The sequence below is a fragment of the Achromobacter sp. FW305-C-28 genome (assembly GCF_058783235.1).
On record NZ_JBYSYL010000010.1, the window covers coordinates 167,440 to 184,745 of the forward strand.

21 protein-coding genes and 1 tRNA gene are annotated in these 17,306 nt (G+C 63.5%); 10 read left to right on the forward strand and 12 right to left on the reverse strand.

The genetic code is table 11. The features are described from left to right. Positions 1-209: 209 nt before the first annotated feature. Entirely contained in the window at positions 210-362 is a 153-nt protein-coding gene (locus tag AC3WMR_RS23055) for a hypothetical protein (protein ID WP_492265073.1), read from the reverse strand. Positions 363-975: 613 nt separating this feature from the next. On the opposite strand from AC3WMR_RS23055, the gene AC3WMR_RS23060 reads away from it, so the two are divergent. Next, positions 976-1,164: a SymE family type I addiction module toxin gene (locus tag AC3WMR_RS23060; protein WP_492281593.1), complete on the forward strand. Its 189-nt coding sequence runs from the start codon at positions 976-978 to the stop codon at positions 1,162-1,164. Further along, complete coding sequence (locus tag AC3WMR_RS23065; RefSeq protein WP_492265071.1) at positions 1,128-1,262, forward strand: SymE family type I addiction module toxin; 135 nt, start codon at positions 1,128-1,130, stop codon at positions 1,260-1,262. The genes AC3WMR_RS23060 and AC3WMR_RS23065 overlap by 37 nt, the downstream gene beginning before the upstream one ends. A 110-nt stretch (positions 1,263-1,372) precedes the next feature. Here AC3WMR_RS23065 and AC3WMR_RS23070 read toward each other — a convergent pair whose 3' ends face one another. The 10 genes from AC3WMR_RS23070 to AC3WMR_RS23115 form a co-directional block, all read right to left on the reverse strand. Beyond that, positions 1,373-1,786, reverse strand: coding sequence for a hypothetical protein (locus tag AC3WMR_RS23070; protein ID WP_492265070.1), 414 nt, complete (start codon positions 1,784-1,786; stop codon positions 1,373-1,375). After that, positions 1,779-3,272, reverse strand: a complete 1,494-nt coding sequence (locus AC3WMR_RS23075; RefSeq protein WP_492265069.1) for an RHS repeat-associated core domain-containing protein — start codon at positions 3,270-3,272, stop codon at positions 1,779-1,781. The genes AC3WMR_RS23070 and AC3WMR_RS23075 overlap by 8 nt, the downstream gene beginning before the upstream one ends. A 391-nt stretch (positions 3,273-3,663) precedes the next feature. Continuing rightward, positions 3,664-4,668 carry an RHS repeat-associated core domain-containing protein gene (locus AC3WMR_RS23080; protein WP_492265068.1) on the reverse strand — a complete coding sequence of 335 codons (1,005 nt, stop codon included), beginning with the start codon at positions 4,666-4,668 and terminating at the stop codon, positions 3,664-3,666. A 76-nt stretch (positions 4,669-4,744) separates the two neighbouring features. Next, positions 4,745-5,119, reverse strand: a complete 375-nt coding sequence (locus AC3WMR_RS23085; RefSeq protein ID WP_492265067.1) for a hypothetical protein — start codon at positions 5,117-5,119, stop codon at positions 4,745-4,747. A gap of 224 nt (positions 5,120-5,343) precedes the next feature. Continuing rightward, the gene (locus AC3WMR_RS23090; protein WP_492265066.1) at positions 5,344-5,976 is read right to left on the reverse strand and encodes a hypothetical protein; all 633 of its coding nucleotides are present in this window, start codon (positions 5,974-5,976) and stop codon (positions 5,344-5,346) included. Positions 5,977-6,264: 288 nt separating this feature from the next. Continuing rightward, positions 6,265-6,338 (reverse strand) — tRNA-Gly (locus AC3WMR_RS23095). A gap of 109 nt (positions 6,339-6,447) precedes the next feature. Beyond that, the gene (locus tag AC3WMR_RS23100) at positions 6,448-7,434 is read right to left on the reverse strand and encodes a Bug family tripartite tricarboxylate transporter substrate binding protein (protein ID WP_492265065.1); all 987 of its coding nucleotides are present in this window, start codon (positions 7,432-7,434) and stop codon (positions 6,448-6,450) included. A gap of 47 nt (positions 7,435-7,481) precedes the next feature. Next, positions 7,482-8,429, reverse strand: a complete 948-nt coding sequence (locus AC3WMR_RS23105) for a hydroxymethylglutaryl-CoA lyase (protein ID WP_492265064.1) — start codon at positions 8,427-8,429, stop codon at positions 7,482-7,484. Further along, entirely contained in the window at positions 8,426-9,619 is a 1,194-nt protein-coding gene (locus tag AC3WMR_RS23110; RefSeq protein ID WP_492265063.1) for a CaiB/BaiF CoA transferase family protein, read from the reverse strand. The genes AC3WMR_RS23105 and AC3WMR_RS23110 overlap by 4 nt, the downstream gene beginning before the upstream one ends. Before the next feature lie 132 nt (positions 9,620-9,751). After that, the gene (locus AC3WMR_RS23115) at positions 9,752-10,648 is read right to left on the reverse strand and encodes a LysR family transcriptional regulator (protein ID WP_025138160.1); all 897 of its coding nucleotides are present in this window, start codon (positions 10,646-10,648) and stop codon (positions 9,752-9,754) included. A gap of 139 nt (positions 10,649-10,787) precedes the next feature. Between AC3WMR_RS23115 and trmB the strand changes: the two genes are divergently transcribed. The 5 genes from trmB to lysM all read left to right on the forward strand — a co-directional run bounded on the left by trmB (position 10,788) and on the right by lysM (position 13,825). After that, the gene (trmB, locus tag AC3WMR_RS23120) at positions 10,788-11,612 is read left to right on the forward strand and encodes a tRNA (guanosine(46)-N7)-methyltransferase TrmB (RefSeq protein WP_492265062.1); all 825 of its coding nucleotides are present in this window, start codon (positions 10,788-10,790) and stop codon (positions 11,610-11,612) included. Then, positions 11,612-12,553, forward strand: coding sequence for a prolyl aminopeptidase (gene pip / locus AC3WMR_RS23125; protein ID WP_183004321.1), 942 nt, complete (start codon positions 11,612-11,614; stop codon positions 12,551-12,553). The genes trmB and pip overlap by 1 nt, the downstream gene beginning before the upstream one ends. A gap of 9 nt (positions 12,554-12,562) precedes the next feature. Then, positions 12,563-12,763 (forward strand): sulfur carrier protein ThiS, encoded by a 201-nt coding sequence (thiS, locus tag AC3WMR_RS23130; protein ID WP_199166861.1) that lies wholly within the window; start codon positions 12,563-12,565, stop codon positions 12,761-12,763. A 251-nt stretch (positions 12,764-13,014) separates the two neighbouring features. Beyond that, on the forward strand, positions 13,015-13,332 hold the full coding sequence (locus AC3WMR_RS23135) for a hypothetical protein (protein WP_025138164.1): 318 nt from the start codon (positions 13,015-13,017) through the stop codon (positions 13,330-13,332). Between the two features lie 46 nt (positions 13,333-13,378). Continuing rightward, positions 13,379-13,825, forward strand: a complete 447-nt coding sequence (gene lysM / locus AC3WMR_RS23140; RefSeq protein ID WP_025138165.1) for a peptidoglycan-binding protein LysM — start codon at positions 13,379-13,381, stop codon at positions 13,823-13,825. A 125-nt stretch (positions 13,826-13,950) separates the two neighbouring features. Here the strand turns inward: lysM and ffh are convergent, their stop codons facing one another. After that, positions 13,951-15,357 carry a signal recognition particle protein gene (ffh, locus tag AC3WMR_RS23145; RefSeq protein ID WP_025138166.1) on the reverse strand — a complete coding sequence of 469 codons (1,407 nt, stop codon included), beginning with the start codon at positions 15,355-15,357 and terminating at the stop codon, positions 13,951-13,953. 106 nt (positions 15,358-15,463) lie between these two features. Between ffh and AC3WMR_RS23150 the strand changes: the two genes are divergently transcribed. The 3 genes from AC3WMR_RS23150 (at position 15,464) to ampD (ending at position 17,304) form a co-directional block, all read left to right on the forward strand. Beyond that, the gene (locus AC3WMR_RS23150) at positions 15,464-16,306 is read left to right on the forward strand and encodes a cytochrome C assembly family protein (protein WP_025138167.1); all 843 of its coding nucleotides are present in this window, start codon (positions 15,464-15,466) and stop codon (positions 16,304-16,306) included. A 1-nt stretch (position 16,307) separates the two neighbouring features. Next, entirely contained in the window at positions 16,308-16,604 is a 297-nt protein-coding gene (locus AC3WMR_RS23155; RefSeq protein ID WP_492265061.1) for a PP0621 family protein, read from the forward strand. A gap of 121 nt (positions 16,605-16,725) precedes the next feature. Further along, positions 16,726-17,304, forward strand: a complete 579-nt coding sequence (gene ampD / locus AC3WMR_RS23160) for a 1,6-anhydro-N-acetylmuramyl-L-alanine amidase AmpD (RefSeq protein ID WP_492265060.1) — start codon at positions 16,726-16,728, stop codon at positions 17,302-17,304. Positions 17,305-17,306 lie beyond the last annotated feature (2 nt).

Below are 17,306 nucleotides of genomic sequence, written 5' to 3' on the forward strand. Positions count from 1 at the left end.
GACCCGCCGCATGCCGTCCAAGCAATCAGGAGAATTGACAACCCAACCCGCTGGTCGCGCTGTCCAGCACAACGACCGTGGCGAAGATGACGGGGAAAGTTGAAACGGGTGAAGAAAGCCGAACCCTTGCAGACGGCGGCGCCGTTGCCCATCCCAATACGTCCCCACGAAAACAACGAACCAGACCAATGACAACGTAGTCTGGTTCGTTATTTTCCGTACACCGGTTCATCCAGCAGCGCGAGGGTATCTTCGCGCACCGCCTGCGCGACCGGCACAAAGCGGCCCGGCTCATACACGTAGTGCGTGGTGCGCGCGCCCAGCCCCTCTTCATCGGCGATCCGGCTCTCCCACGCCAGCATGTCGCCGTCCCAGCCGTACAGCGTGAAGCCGCACTCAGCCGGTCTGCGCCGGGCGTCTAAATGGGCTTTTGAATGACCGCGTTGCTATCCCCGTCAAGGCCGCGCGTAGCGTGCCGGAGGGCAGCCTTGACGGCCGCTGGTTTGTCACGCTGGGGCATGCGGTGCAAGACGACTTGACGGCTTGCACCGCTTGCCGACGGCGGCTTTTTATTTGGGCACTGCTGGTGTGATGTCATAGGCCATTTGGCCTTGGCGCCACGGCGTGAACGCGCACGCTTTTACGGGTCCAGGATGTGCGGCCTAACACCTCATCGTTTACGCCTAAACACGCTTGTTTACGCCTGTTTGCGTGCTTGTATACCCGAGTGGTTTTATTTAGTGTTTTGACTGCGGCACACGATGATTCAGGGTTATTTGAATAGCCGTGTTGCCGCGAATGAAGCGCGGGTGGTAAGTGTTAGCGCACTTACCACCCGCTGACCACCATCAGTTCATAAGTAAGGAGCAACTGATTATGGCTAAGGCCGATTCTAAATTACGTCCACCCGTCACGGAGCGACTCGTGACCATTCATCAGTCATGGCGACCACCACATTACAGTGGGCTTTATGCGATGCAACCGGCTTACTTCAAGGCACGCTACACATCGGTTGCCTGTATCAGGCTTGCTGGACGATGGCTTGAACAGGCGGGATTTCGGATAGGACAACGCATCAAGATCAATGTGGAACACGGAAGGCTACTATTACCTCGGAGTAAACACCAATGGGCTGCAACGCAGCCCATTCTTTACCGAAATTGAAGCTGGCGGGGCGATGGACTGAGCATGCGGGATTTGAAGTAGGGCAGCGCGTCAAGATCGCCGTCGAACAGGGGCGGCTGACTATTACCGCCAAGTAGATAAGTCATGGGTTGCTTTATGCTGCCTATAACTGCCTCATTAGCCCAGGTAAAACGTAGTCTGGTTCGTTATCTCAGTCCGCGGTACTCCGTACACCAAGCGAACACGATCACCTATTCAATATTGGAAAAGGAATATTATTTTTCTCCAAGATACACATTGCCTTGTCCAGGAACCTCAGGGGAAGATCCGTCTTTGAGCCATACAGATCAACGATCCCGACCTCCACCACGCTATCAACCAGATTTTCGAATTCACTCACATCCTCGTCAGATAGCATGGACCTTATACTCTCCGGGATTGGATCGCCCCGTCCATTTAGATCAAGCAATGCCCCTCTCTCATCCCACTCTGCAACTCGTTGCCTCGAACTTATTGAATCCAGGTGATCCAATAGCTCATTGATAGCTGGATGTGAAATATTCTTGAATTCACAGTAGGAGCGCAAGCAGGAAGAGGCATAAATTTGCTTGTCCTCCGGAGAGCTGCCTTCCAATTTTACAACCAGCTCACTTCTATTCATGATGGCTGCACCGCTGAATTAGATTCATTTTAAATTTCTTGAGTAATGGATTGCACACCGAGCATGGCGCCTTATCTGTACCATGAACTCCACTCGTACTATTCTTTCCTCGCACGTTAGCAACAGAAATCGTAGCCCCGGTTAAATCAATACCTTTATTCCTTGCTCTAGCTATTGCATTCACTTCAGCACATTGAGCATCAAACTCGTTCGGTGGAATATCCTTTAGCACACCTTGGACCTCGGGGTTAGTAACTCCCCCTTGATTTCGTCCAACGACAATACGCCCGTCCTTAGAAACAATCACAGCGACCGTGTTCGGTCGCTGTGAGGCGGGCAAGCGTTGTGCCTTATCTGCAAGCCTGCCCGCAAGCGTCCCGCTCAGTCCCAGAGGATCCACCCACCCCAAGGGATTAGGCGCATACAGAAACAGGTTCACCCCACCGGCATACCCGACGGGATCCTTGCTGATGAACCGTCCGACCTCTGGATCGTAATACCGGTAGCGGTTGTAATGCAGCCCGGTCTCCTGATCATGATACTGCCCCTGAAACCGGATCGGGTTCGTGACGGGCACAGGGCCCGACGCTTTGCGTATCGCCTCCCTCGCCACACCCCACGCCCGGTACTCCGCCGCCCACGCGATCTCGCCCTTCTCATCGGTGACCTCCTGCGGCGTGCCCAGGTGATCGCACTGGTACCATGCCACGCGGTCGATGGGCGGGGCAGGCGGTGGCGGCAGCCACAGCGGGTCTTCATCCTGCCGGTAGTAGTCGCCGTACACCGGTTCATCCAGCAGCGCGAGGGTGTCTTCGCGCACCGCCTGCGCGAGGGGCACAAAACTGCCCGGCTCGTACACGTAGTGCGTGGTGCGCGCGCCCAGCCCCTCTTCATCGGCGATCCGGCTCTCCCACGCCAGCGTGTCGCCATCCCAGCCGTACAGCGTGAAACCGCAGTGCAGTTCGCGGTTGTGCTTGACGCGCTCGGCGCGGTTCCAGTGTGGCCCGGCCTCGCGGCGTTCCTGGTAATGTGCCTGGCTGTGTTTCGACAGGCGCCGGCCCAGCGCGTCGTAGGTGTAGCGGACCGCGAGGCGGGCGTCTTCGGTGTGCGTGAGCCGGTCAAACAGGTCCCAGGTGTAGCGGCAGGTCTCGCCGTTGCGCCAGCGCTGGGTCAGGTTGCCCCGCGCGTCATACTGATAGTGCGTGCCCGCGTACTGTTTGAGCAGGTTGTCCAGCGCCTTCGGGCGCGGCTGGCGCGCGCGGTCGGCCTCGCGCTGCGCGTCAGGGTCAATCAGGTTGCTGGCCGGGTCGAAGGCGAAGGTCTCGTGGCCGAGACGGCTTTGCGCTTCTATAAAAACGTAATTTGGTTCGTTATTTTTTACCTGGATGCCGAGCGCTGAGGGTCGATGTGTTAGCGGCTTCGCGGCGGGGCTGGGAAAGCGTATTCCGGCAACCCCTTGCACCTCGTCGCATTGCCGCCAAACCATTGGGTACCATCAAAGCTACATGGCGAATGAAAATTATCTTCCTCGAATCGGCAATCGACATATTCACAATTCAGGAAGCGGCAATCAGCGAAGTTAGATCCACGGAATACGCAGCCAATGAATTTAGTGTCAACAAAAAGGCAGCAATTGAATAGCCCCCAATACCAGTTCAAGTCCTCCATGAAGCACGACAAAAAAACTGAATCAACAACCTTCCCATCAAGCGAAAAATTTTTGAGTGTGCAATATCTGAGTACCGATCCTTCCAGGGTCTTCAACAGCGACGACTCGTCGCTGAACTCTACATTTTCGATTAGCATGTCCACCTCAATTTATCCAAGGTCAGGAGCGAGCAGAACAAGCACTAGCTCCTGTTGAGCCTGTCGAGAAATTACGGTACCGGAATCAAGTTGCGCGGTGGGAAGATAACTCGTAGGCCTTCACTTATTATCCAATAAGCAATCCCAGCCCCCGTCGCCGCGCCGGCTACTTTTGCTGCGGTGTTATCCGAGGTTGCAGACGTCACCGGCGCTGTAGCCGTGCCACCTCCATCACCGCCACATTTTTCAGCATATAACCTCTCATCATCGGCAAGGCCATCCTTCAACTCTTGAATGATGTCTTCATGCCCTTGCACGCTCAATCTCGGGCGCGCACCAAGATATGGTGGGTAATATGGGAGATTGCCGGGATTAGTCTTTACTTCACATATCCGTTTATTAATGTCCGCTTTCTTGTTCTGAATCTTCCTCTTCAGTTGCTGACATTCTGCTCCATTGGGGTCAAGCTGGCGAACTAGACCAGACGGGTCGGTATACATCACTGGATTGCCATTCACATAGGCATAGGTATTGGCGCTCCCAGCCAGCCCAATGGGGTCCTTACTGATGAACCGCCCCACTTCAGGATCGTAATACCGGTAGCGGTTGTAATGCAGCCCGGTCTCCAGATCATGATACTGCCCCTGAAACCGGATCGGGTTCGTGACGGGCGCAGGGCCAGACGCTTTCCGTATCGCCTCCCTCGCCACACCCCACGCGCGGTACTCCGCCGCCCACGCGATCTCGCCCTTCTCATCGGTGACCTCCTGCGGCGTGCCCAGGTGATCGCACTGGTACCATGCCACGCGGTCGATGGGCGGGGCAGGCGGTGGCGGCAGCCACAGCGGGTCTTCATCCTGCCGGTAGTAGTCGCCGTACACCGGTTCATCCAGCAGCGCGAGGGTGTCTTCGCGCACCGCCTGCGCGAGCGGCACAAAACTGCCCGGCTCATACACGTAGTGCGTGGTGCGCGCGCCCAGCCCTTCTTCATCGGCGATCCGGCTCTCCCACGCCAGCGTGTCGCCGTCCCAGCCGTACAGCGTAAAGCCGCACTGCCGTTCACGGTTGCGCTTCACGCGTTCGCTCCGGTTCCAGTGCGGCCCGGCTTCCCGTCTTTGCTCGCAATGCACCTGGCTGTGCATTTCCTAGAAATTACTGTGTCTCCAACAATCGGAACGCCAAGGTTGGAGTATTCGCTTCCCGACGCACGTCCGCAACAAGGGTGAGGTCAGATTTTTCAGTGGCATTCCATAGCTGGCAATAGACTCTTCCAATCTCCGATTCGGAATTCGATTCGACAATATCGAATGGAATTCGCCCGGTGCTGTCCGTTTGAAAAGCGATGCTGTATGGAGGCACTTGAAGGCCTTCGACATTCTCTCTCGACCTTGCTAGCTCATCGGTTATTTCTTCATAAATAGCTTCATTTATCTCGTAGACAGATAAGGCATCAAAATCCCCCGACTTAATTGCTACAAGAAGCCCCTCCAAAAGTCGGTAAATCTCTTCTTTCACCATCGATTTCATTGTCTATCTCCTTCGCTTTGGAACAGTAGTAGAGGACGATGCCGAAGCGCCAATTCCTGAAAAATATGGGTCCGCCTTCATGAGGGTGCATCTAGCCTGCTCTGGAGTAAGCCCCGCAGTTCTAACTGCCTTGTAGGCAATACGTCTCTCCGCAGCCAAAGTTCCACCACCTCGTTGATCCTCAGTCGAATAACGAACCAGACTACGTTTTCAACGGCTCCGCATTAGCGCCCCCCACGCCGGAACAGGCGCTCGTGCATCCAACCGTCGTTGGTCAGGATGACAACCGCCTTGCCCCGCATATCTCCCTGAGTCTGCTCCTCGAAATTCTTGTAGTTGGCGCGGATGCCATCCAATTTGGCCCAGTTGTCGGCGCCATCTACCTTGTAGTGGTAGTTCACCTTCGACAGCCTGACGCCCATCACGTCGCGGGGTTCCGTGAAGCTGTCCACTGCCACGAGGGTGTACCTGCCGGTGCAGAAGGCGTCTTGTCCAGCCGGGGTGTTGGCGCCGTGGGCGACGAGGAATTTCTTGCCAGTGTCCGTGACCTGGTATTCGGCGGCCGGCTCCATCTTGTCGCCGAACAGGGGCGGGGCTTCGGTGTCTCGCTTGCTCAGCAGCCCGGCATGGACCAGCGCATCGGCACGCTTCTGGTTCTGACCGCCCAGCAGGTCTTGATTTGCCAGGGTGAACGGCAAGCCCGTTGCAGGAATCGCGGCGCATAGGCCCTGCTGTGTGTCCAGATACGCCTGGATGGCCTGACCGAAGTTGCTCTTGCTGGCATCCCTGGCGCTGTCGCACGCGGCTAGGGTAAGGGCAACGCTGCTGATGGCGACGAACTTGAGAACGGGGTGCAAAACGGACTTCCTCTGCAGAAATAGCGTGGGAAGTAACGAACCACGCTGCGCTTTCACAGGCAGAGGACTGGAAACCATGAACACCCGGTCCGTCGGCCCAAAGCGGGACTCCCGATATTAGGAATCGCCACGCCGCGCTGGAATTGGAAGATTCTGAAAGCGAACGCAGGACCGCAACGGACTACCCGGGGGACGCGGTCAAGCAAACAGGATCGGGAGATTTGCCAGGGAAAATCTGGCGATCGCGCTGCCCGGCGGCAGGCCCGTGGAGAAGACGGTGGGGAAAGCTGGAGCGGGTGAAGGGAATCGAACCCTCGTATGAAGCTTGGGAAGCTGCCGTTCTACCATTGAACTACACCCGCTCGGGTGTCGTGCCCGGCTATCAAACTCGGGCAGAGACCGGAATTATAGCGTGCCTTTTTCTGCGCCGGGAGGCGGCTTGCCGCCCCCCGGGTTCGCCATCAGCCGAGCTTAATTGGCCGAGATGTTGGCGGCCTTGACGACCTTGCCCCAGCGGTCCAGTTCCGACTGGGTGTAGGCGCCCAGTTCCTTCGGCCCCATGAAGATGGCCTCGGCGCCCTGCTCGGCGGCTTTCTGGCGGAAGGCGTCGGTCTTCATGATCTTCTGGATTTCGCCGGCGATCTTGTCCACGACCGGCGCGGGCGTGTCTTTGGGCGCGTACATGGCGAACCACGACGACACGATCAGGTCGGGATAGCCGGCCTCGGCGGCGGTGGGCACGTTCGGCAGGGACGGCAGGCGGGTGTTGCCGGTGACGGCCAGCGCGCGCAGCTTGCCGGCGGCGATCTGCCCCAGCAGCGGCGGTGGCGTGGTGATGGTCATGTCCACGGCGCCGCCCAAGAGGTCGTTCAGCGCGGGACCGGTGCCCTTGTACGGAATGTGCGCGATCTGCGTGCCGGCCATCTGGTTCAGCAGTTCGGTGGCGACCTGTTGCAGCGAGCCATTGCCGGACGAGGCATAGTTCAACTTGCCCGGATTGGCCTTGGCATAAGCCACCAGTTCCTTGAGCGAGTGGATGGGCAGATCGGGGCGCACCACGACCACCTGCGGCGCAGACAGCACGTTGGCAACAGGCGCGAAGTCCTTGATGGGATCCCAGCCGGCGGCGGGCGTGACATGGGGCGTGATGACCTGGAAGCCGGAGTATTGCAGCAGCAGCGTATAGCCGTCGGGCTTGGCGCGGGCGACGGCCTGCGCGGCGATGCCGCCGGAGGCGCCTGGCTTGTTTTCGACGACGACGCTTTGGCCCAGCGCGGCGCCCAGCGGCTGGGCGATCAGGCGGGCGGCGATGTCGGTGGTGCCGCCGGGCGCGGCGGACACGATCAGCGTGACGGGTCGGTTGGGAAAGTCGGTTTGGGCGCTGGCGGCGCCGGCGGCAACGGTCAGCGCGGCGGCGATACCGGCGCGCAGGATGGTGGGCAGGCTGGGAAATGCCATGGGTGTGTCTCCTTGGTTTTTATAGTGTGGTCAAAACGATATCGGTACTACTGCGGAAATTTCTCGGCCAGCCACGCGGGCGCCGCATGGGTCGCCAGGCGCGGCCCCGCTTGCAGCAAGGCATTGGACAGGTCGCGCTGTACCAGCGCGGGCAAGCCGCGCACGATGGCCAGCAAGGGCGCCAGCGACACGCCGGACTCCACGCCCATGCAGGCGAACATGTGCACCAGCTCTTCGGTATTGACGTTGCCGCTGGCGCCCGGCGCATAGGGGCACCCGCCCAGGCCGCCAACCGCCGCGTCAAAACGGGTGATGCCGGTCTGCCAGGCGGCGATCGCATTGGCCAGCGCCATGCCGCGGGTATTGTGCAGATGCACGGTCAGCGGCACGCCGGGCAAGCGGGCCGACGCCTGTTCGCACAAGGCGGCCACTTGCGTCGGAAACGCCATGCCCGTGGTGTCGCACAGCGTGATGCCGGCCGCGCCCGCATCGACCAGGCGTGCGGCCAGGTCCAGCACCTGTTCCGCCGCGACGTCGCCGTCGAACGGACAGCCGAAGGCGGTGGACAGGGACACGTTGCACGGCATGTCGCTGCGGCCGGCCGCGGCCAGCACCTGCGACAGTTCGGCAAAGGACTGGTCGCGCGTCATGCGCAGGTTGGCGCGGTTATGCGTTTCGCTGCACGACATGACCAGGTTCATCTCGTCGGTGCCCGCTTCCAGCGCGCGCTCCAGGCCACGGATGTTGGGCACCAGCGCGGTGTAGATCACGCCGGGACGGCGGCGGATGCGGCGCATGACGTCCGCCGCGTCGGCCAGCGCGGGGATGGCCTTGGGCGAGGTGAAGCTGGTGACTTCGATGCGTGCAAAGCCGCAGTCGGACAAGGCGTCGACCAGGGCGACCTTGTCGTCGGTGGCAACCAGGGCCTGCTCGATCTGCAGGCCGTCGCGCGGGCCGACTTCGTTGATCTCGATCTGGGTGGGGCCGGTGTTCATGCGATGACTCCCTTGGCGCGCAGGGCGCTGCGTTGTTCGTCCGACAGGCCCGCCTGCGCCAGCACGGTGTCGGTGTGTTCGCCCAGGGTGGGCGCGCGCTCGCGCACCGCGCCGGGATTGGCCGACAGGTAGGGGAAGACGGCGGGCATCTCCACCGGCACGCCGGCGGCGGATTCGACGGTGGTGATGGCGTTGCGGGCGCGGTAATGCGGGTCGGCGGCGATATCCGCGACCGAATAGATGCGGCCGGCGGGCACGTCGGCCTCGCGCATGGCAGCCAGCACGTCGTCGATGCGGCGGGCAAGCGTCCACGCGCCGATGGCGGCGTCGATCTCGGCCACGCGCCGGGCGCGGCCGTCGTTGTGCGCCAGGTCCGGGTCCCGGCCCAGGTCGTCGCGGCCGATGCGGGCCATCAGGCGGGTGTAAATGGCGTCGCCGTTGCCGGCGATGAGCACGTAGCCATCCTGGCAGGGATAGGCGTTGGACGGCGCGATGCCGGGCAGCGCGGCGCCGGCGGGTTCACGCACGGCGCCGAACACGGAATATTCCGGCAGCAGGCTTTCGCTGAGGTTGAACAGGCTTTCGTACAGCGCCGCGTCGATCACCTGGCCCACACCGCCGCGCGCATCGCGCTGGTACAGCGCCATCATCACGCCCAGCGCGCCATGCAGGCCGGCAATGGTGTCGCCCAGCGACAGTCCCGCGCGCACCGGCGCGCGGCCCGGCTCGCCGTTCAGGTAGCGCAGCCCGGCCATGGCCTCGCCGATGGCGGCAAAGCCCGGTTCGCGCGCCTTGGGGCCGGTCTGGCCGTAGCCCGAGACGCGCAGCATGATCAGGCGCGGGTTCAGTTCATGCAGGGCTTCCCACGACAAACCCCATTTTTCCAGGGTGCCGGGGCGGAAGTTCTCGATCAGCACGTCCGCCTGTTGCGCCAACAGGCGCACGATGTCCTGGCCCTCGGCCTGACGCAGGTCCACGCATACCGACTGCTTGTTGCGCGACTGCGCTTCCCACCAGACGGACGTGCCCTCGTGCAGCAGGCGCCATTTGCGCAGCGGATCGCCCTGCCCGGGCGGCTCGATCTTGATGACCTGCGCGCCAAAATCCGCCAGCGTCTTGGCCGCGAACGGTCCTGCGATCAGTTGGCCCAGCTCCAGCACGCGGATGCCGGCAAGAATCTGCCCTGCCATTTCGCCTCCCTGGCGACACTCGATATCAATGGACGGCAGTGTGCGCGCAAAGTCGCGCCGGGCGGAATGGACAATCGGGGAAAGGGGCATTCCCGGAACGAGAAACCCCGGGCAAACCCGCAACCGCGGGAATCAGCTGTCGCTGCGCAGGTGCGCCAGCAGCAGGCGGGCCGCCACGGTCAGCGTGTCGGCATCGCGCACGCCCAGCAGCAGCCAGCGGCGCGCCCACTCGTCGGTCAGGGGAATCAGCTTGATCGGCATCGAGCGCGCATGCGGCTCGGCGGCGATGCGCGGCAGGATGCCCACGCCGCGGGTGGCCGACACCATGCGGCAGATGGCATCGAAGCTGCGCACCTGGATGCGCAGGCGTATCGCCCGGCCCAGGCGCCCGCTTTCATCGGCCAGGCGCGTGGCCAGGGACGTGGCGGGCGGCAGGCCGACGTAGTCGTAGGCCAGCGTGTCGGCAAAGGCTACCTGGGGTTCACCGGCCAATGGGTGACGCTGCGGCACGATCAGCACCAGTTCATCCAGGCGGTACGGAAAGGTGGCCAGGCCGTCGGCCGGAGTGCGGTCGGCGAAAACGCCGATATCGGCGCGGTTCTCCAGCACGGCAGTGACGATGTCGCTGCTGTTCTGCTCTTCCAGGTCGATGCGTACGGCCGGGTGGCCGTCCATGAAGGCGGCCAGGTCTTCGGGCAGGAATTGCGTCAGCGACGAGGTATTGGCGGCGATGCGTACCTGCCCGCGCACGCCCTGGGCAAAGTCGGACAGCGCGCCGGCCATCTGCTCCACTTCCTGCAGCACGCGCAGCGCATGGACCAGGCAGGCCTGGCCGGCGTCGGTCAGCTCCACCCCGGCGGCGTTGCGGTACAGCAGCGCGGTGCCCAGGGCGGCTTCCAGGTCGGAAATTCGCTTGCTGGCCGCGCCCACGGCCAGATGCGACTGGCGCGCGCCCGCCGAGATGCTGCCCTGGCGTGCCACCGAGACAAACAGGGAAAGCGTGACGAGGTCGAAACGGGCAACGTTCATGACAAGAAACCGGGGCGGTGCGCGCCCGATGGAAAGCCGGGCTGGAAACTATAGCCGGGAGGGGCCGGGACAAATATGTCCCTATTTTAATCCCCCCTGGCAGGGGCGGCTGGCCTGGGCTGCCACTACAATTCCCCCCATGACTACGAATAACCCCGCGGACACCCCCGCGAACAACTCCGCGACCACGCCAGTGAACACCCCCGCAACACCCGCCGGCGACGCCGCTGCCACGCCCATTTCCCAGGAAACGCAGGCCGCGCTGGCCAGTACCCCGCATGCGCCGAACAGCCCCGGCGCCACGCACATCCGCAGTTTCGTGCACCGCCGCGGCCACATCACCCAAGGCCAGCTGGCCGCGCTTGAGCGCCTGATGGGCCAGTGGTCCATCCCCTACGCGCCGCGCCGCCTGGACCCGGCCGCCGCTTTCGGCCGCGAGGCGCCGACGGTGCTGGAGATCGGCTTCGGCATGGGCGAAACCACCGAGAAGATCGCGCTGGCCCGCCCGGGCGACAACTTCCTGGGCGTCGAAGTGTTCAACGCCGGCGTCGGCTCGCTGCTGCGCCGCATCGAAGACTCCAGCATCCCGAACCTGCGCATCATCCAGCACGATGCCGTCGAGGTCGTGCGCGACATGATCGCGCCGGACTCGCTGGCCGGCGTGCACATCTATTTCCCCGACCCGTGGCCCAAGAAGCGCCACCACAAGCGCCGCCTGGTCCAGCCGCCGTTCATCGCGCTGCTGGCCAGCCGCATCGCCCCCGGCGGCTACATCCACTGCGCCACGGACTGGGAAGAGTACGCGGTGCAGATGCTGGACGTGCTGGGCAACGAGCCCCTGCTGAAAAACACCGCGGACGGCTATGCGCCGCGCCCGGATTACCGCCCCCTGACCAAATTCGAGACGCGCGGCCTGCGCCTGGGCCATGGCGTCTGGGACCTGATCTTCAAGCGAGTCGCCTGATGCTCTATCCGTCGATTGAACCCTACCGCCACGGCTTCCTGGATACCGGCGACGGCCACCAGGTCTACTGGGAGCTCTGCGGCAATCCGCAGGGCAAGCCGGCGGTGTTCCTGCATGGCGGTCCGGGCAGCGGCTGCTCGCCGGTGCATCGCCAGCTGTTCGACCCGCAGCGCTACAACGTGCTGCTGTTCGACCAGCGCGGTTGCGGCCGGTCGACGCCACACGCCAGCCTGGACAACAACACCACCTGGCACCTGGTCGCGGACATCGAACGCCTGCGCGCCGAGGTCATGGGCGCCGACAAGTGGCTGGTGTTCGGCGGCTCGTGGGGCTCGACGCTGTCGCTGGCCTACGCCGAAACGCATCCGGACCACGTCAGCGAACTGGTGTTGCGCGGCATCTTCGCGCTGCGCCGCGCCGAGATCGACTGGTTCTACCAGGAAGGCGCGTCGTGGCTGTTCCCCGACCACTGGGAAGCGTACCTGGCGCCGATTCCCGAAGCCGAACGCGGCGACCTGGTGGCGGCGTATCACAAGCGCCTGACGGGCTCGGACCCCGCCGAACAGCTGCGCGCGGCCAAGGCCTGGAGCAAATGGGAAGACAGCACGATCACGCTGCTGCCCAGCCCGCGCCACCAGCAAAGCCACGCCGCCGACCGCGCGGCGCTGGCCTTCGCGCGCATCGAGAACCACTATTTCGTCAATGCCGGCTTCATGGAAGAAGGCCAGCTGATCCGCGACGCCCACAAGCTGCGCGGCATTCCCGGCACCATCGTGCAAGGCCGCTACGACACCTGCACCCCCATGCGCACGGCGTGGGACCTGCACCGCGCGTGGCCGGAAGCCGACTTCCACATCGTGCCCGACGCGGGCCATGCCTTTGACGAACCCGGCACGCTGGCGCGCCTGATCGCGACCACCGACGCCTACGCAAAACGCTAAGGAAACGCCATGCACATTACCCTGAACGGCGATGCCCGCGAGTTCCCGCTGGACACCACGGTGACCGAACTGCTTGAAACGCTGGGCTACGCCGGCAAGCGCGTCGCCGTGGAACGCAACGGCGAGATCGTGCCCAAGAGCCAGCACGGCCAGACCGCGCTGACCGACGGCGACCAGATCGAGATCGTGGTGGCGGTGGGCGGGGGCTGAACGCCCCGGGCCAAGATCCCTTGGATGTCGACAAAGGGCTGCAGCGATGCAGCCCTTTTTGTTGCGGGCAGGCCGACGCAGTCGCTCGCAATCTTGCGCAGTCTGACGTCGGGCTAGCAACCTGTTACACGTTAACCCCTCGTCTCAGGCCGACGGAGGGGGTCATAATCGTCGTTGCTGGCGTTGTCGTCGTACGGTTGTCGTGTTGTTGTTCTAGCGTTGCACATTGCCCCATGGGCAGAGGAGGCATCATGAACACCGCGGTCATCATTAACCTCATCATCCAGCTTGTCGCCGGCGCCGCCGGGGGCAATGGCCTGGGCAAGATGCTTCAGCAATTCACGCTGGGGCCCCTGGGCAACACGATCGCAGGCGCGATCGGCGGCCTGGCAGGCGGGTCCTGGCTGGCCCCGATGATCACCGCCGGGGCGGGCGCCATGGCGGCGGGCAACAGCGGCATGGATCTTTCCGCCATTGCCAGCAGCGTGGTCGGCGGCGGCGTGGGCGGGGCGGTACTGACGCTTATTGCCGGCGCCGTGCGCAAGATGCTGGTCGGCCGCACGTCCTGACAGCAATTTCTCGTTCTCTCACCGCAACATAGATAAAGGAAACACTATGGGTCTGCTCAATTTCATCAAGGATGTTGGGGAAAAGCTCTTTGGCGCGAGCGAAGCCAAGGCGGCAACGGCGGATGAACTGAAGAAAGAACTGGATAAGCACGGCCTGAACGCCGACGGCCTGCAGATCACCGTGGACGGCGACAAGGTCACGGTCGCGGGCGAAGCCGCCAGCACCGAGGCCGCCGAGAAGATCTCGCTGGCGCTGGGCAACACCGTCGGCGTGGCCGCGGTGGACAACCAGCTGAAGGTCAAGCAGGCCGCCCCCGAAGCCAAGATGTACACGGTGCAAAAGGGCGACAACCTGTGGAAGATCGCCGAAGCGCAGTACGGCAAGGGCCAGGGCGCCAAGAACACGCTGATCTTCGAGGCCAACAAGCCGATGCTGACCAGCCCCGACAAGATCTATCCGGGCCAGGTGCTGCGCATTCCGCCCCTGTCGTAAATCAGAACAGCGAACAAGCCGGCTGCGCCTTTGCAGTGGTCGGCTTGCATCGCGGCGCAGAACCCCCTGCTGCCGCGATCACTTGGCCAGACGCAACGTCTGGCCATTTTTTTGGCGCTGACCCATCAGCCCTTCATGAAGCGGCCCATGCCCTTCATGCCGCCCATGGCGCGCATCATCTTGGCCATGCCGCCCTTTTTCATCTGCTTCATCATGCCCTGCATCTGTTCGAACTGGGCCAGGAGGCGGTTGACCTCTTGCACGGGCACGCCCGACCCCGCGGCGATGCGGCGCTTGCGCGAGGCCTTGATGAGTTCGGGCTTGGCGCGTTCGGCGGCGGTCATGGAATTGAGGATGCCTTCGGTGCGGCGCAACTGCTTTTCCGCCTGGCCCCCCTGCAACTGGCCGGCGGCCTGCTGGAACTGGGCCGGCAGCTTTTCAAGCAGTGAACCCATGTCGCCCAGCTTTTTCACCTGGCCGAGCTGATCGCGGAAGTCGTTCAGGTCGAACTTGTTGCCCGACTTGATCTTGGCCGCGAGCTTCTGGGCTTCGGCGATGTCGATATTCTTTTGCGCCTGCTCGACCAGGGAGACGATGTCGCCCATGCCCAGCACGCGCTGCGCCATGCGCTCGGGGTAGAAGGGTTCGAGCCCGTCCAGTTTTTCCGAGACGCCGACGAACTTGAGCGGCTTGCCGGTCACGTGGCGCACCGACAGGGCCGCACCACCGCGGGCGTCGCCGTCCAGCTTGGTGAGCACCACGCCGGTCAGCGGCAGGGCCTCGGCAAAGGCGCGGGCGGTGTTGACCGCGTCCTGGCCTTGCATGGCGTCGACCACGAACAGCGTTTCGATCGGCTTGACCAGGTCATGCAGGGCGCGGATTTCGCGCATCATGGCTTCGTCGATACCCAGGCGGCCGGCCGTGTCCAGGATCAGGACGTCGTAGTGGTGGCGGCGGGCATGATCGACCGCGTTGCGGGCGATGTCTTCAGGCTTCTGGCTGGGGTCGGACGGCAGGAAATCGACGCCGACCTGGGCCGCGACGCTTTTCAACTGATCGATAGCGGCCGGACGATAGACGTCGGCGGACACCACCAGGACCTTTTTCTTGCCGGTCTTGCGGCCATGCTGGGTGTGCTGGCCTTCGGACAGCCAGCGCGCCAGCTTGCCGGTGGTGGTGGTTTTACCGGCGCCCTGCAGGCCGGCCATCAGGATGACGGCGGGCGGCTGCACGGCCAGCGACAGTTCGCCGGAATCGGCGCCCAGGTCGCCGCCCATGAGAGCGGTCAGTTCCTTGTGGACCACGCCCACCAGGGCCTGGCCGGGGCTGAGGCTGCCGGCGACTTCTTCGCCCAGCGCCTTTTCCTTGACCCGGGCGACGAATTCGCGCACCACGGGCAGCGCCACGTCGGCCTCAAGCAATGCCATGCGCACTTCGCGCAGCATCTCTTGCGTGTTGGCCTCGGTCAGGCGGGCTTCGCCGCGCAGCGTCTTGACGACGCGCGAAAGGCGTTGAGTTAGGTTATCGAGCATGAGAGGCGTTTCCGCTTAAACTAGCTGATTGAACGGTGGCCGCAGGCGCGGATTCTGCGCTTTCCGGTGGTATGCACCCCAAGGCCCCATCCAGACAACGGTTTCTATGTCACTAGGCATTGTATTTCACACAGCGGCTGCCTTGGCGTACGCAGTGCTGGGAGGCTCCCTTTGGGTCCGCCTGGCGGGCGCCGGGGAAGTCGAGCACACGGGCAAAATCGCCCGGGCGTGCCTGCTGGGGGCCCTGGTTTTACATGGAATCGGGCTGCAACAATCCATGCTGGGGGCCCCGCACCTGTTCATAGGGTGGGCACTGGCGCTGTCCGCCGCCGTGTGGCTGGGCCTGGTGGTGTTCTGGCTGGAAAGCCTGCTGGTGCGCATCGACGGCCTGCAATTGCTGCTGTTGCCCGCCGCCACCCTGGCCAGCGGCCTGGCGGCCCTGTTTCCCCAGGGGCAGTTCGTGCCCCATGCCGACAACCCCTGGCTGCGCGTCCACCTGCTGATCGCCCTGGCGGCCTACGGCCTGATCACCATCGCCGCCCTGCACGCGATGATGATGGCCCTGCTCGACCGCCATCTGCACCGCCCCCTGGACGCCCCCGCCGAACGCAGCATCATCGGCCGGGTGCTCGATTCCCAGCCGCCGCTGCTGGTGCAGGAACAGCTGCTGTTCCGCATCATCTGGATCGGTTTCGTGGTGCTGACGCTGGCCGTGGGGTCGGGGTCGGTGGCGTCCATGAAGCTGACCGGCATGATTCTTCCGTTTGACCACAAGACCGTCTTCACCCTGCTGTCCTGGCTGACCTTCGGGGTGCTGCTGGCCGGACGCCACATCTGGGGCTGGCGCGGCCGCGTGGCCCTGCGCTGGACCCTGACGGGTTTCGGGTTCCTTATCCTGGCCTATACCGGCAGCCGGTTTGTGCTGGAAGTCATTCTGCATCGAGGCTGACGTGGGCAAGTTGCTGTTCTGGATCGTCATCATCATCCTGGTGCTGTTCGTGGCCCGCATCGCCGGCCGCATGGCCGCCGCCCGCCAGGCCCCGCCCCCGGGCGCCAAGCCGCGCCCCGCGGCCGGCCAACCCGCCCCCGGCGCCCCTCAGCCGGGCACCCCTCAGCCGGGCGCCCCCGAAGCCATGGTCCGCTGCGCCCATTGCGGCATCCACCTGCCGCGTTCCGAAGCGCTGCTGCAGGGCGGCCACACCTGGTGCAGCGCGGAACACGCGCGGCTGGGGCCTGCAGCGAAGTAGGACGGAAGGGGCTGGTTGGGGTCTGTATGTCCTGTTTGCGCAGGCCCCAAACCGCTCCAACCGACCCGCTGCGCCGCGCAGGCATAATGCATGTTGGATACAACATGCATGCTTCCTTCCCATGGCCCTGCTTCTGGATCGACATGGCTGGCTGGCGCCGGCCCCTGGTGTTTCCCGCCTGCCCTCTCCCAACTGCGACGCGCGCCCGCCGGGCACGCAGGTGTCGCTGCTGGTCCTGCACAACATCAGCCTGCCGCCGGGGCAGTTTGGCGGCCCCGAGGTTGCCGGGCTGTTCCTGAACACGCTGGACTACGGCTCGCACCCCTGGCTGGAACGGCTGCGCGGGCTGCGCGTGTCGGCGCACTTCTTCATCCGGCGCGACGGCCGCATCGTGCAGTTCGTGTCCACCGACGCGCGCGCCTGGCATGCCGGCGTGTCCCGGTTCGCGGGGCGCGAACGCTGCAATGACTTTTCCCTCGGCATCGAGCTGGAGGGCACGGACACCCTGCCCTACACTGACGAGCAATACGTGGCGCTGCGCAAGCTGACACCGGTGCTGCGCACGCGCTATCCCCTGGCGGCCGCCTGGGGCCACGAGCACATCGCTCCTGGCCGCAAGACCGACCCGGGCCCCGCTTTCAACTGGACGCGCTTTTCGCGCGACAGCGGCTTTGCGCGGCGGCAATTGCCGCCCGCCTGACC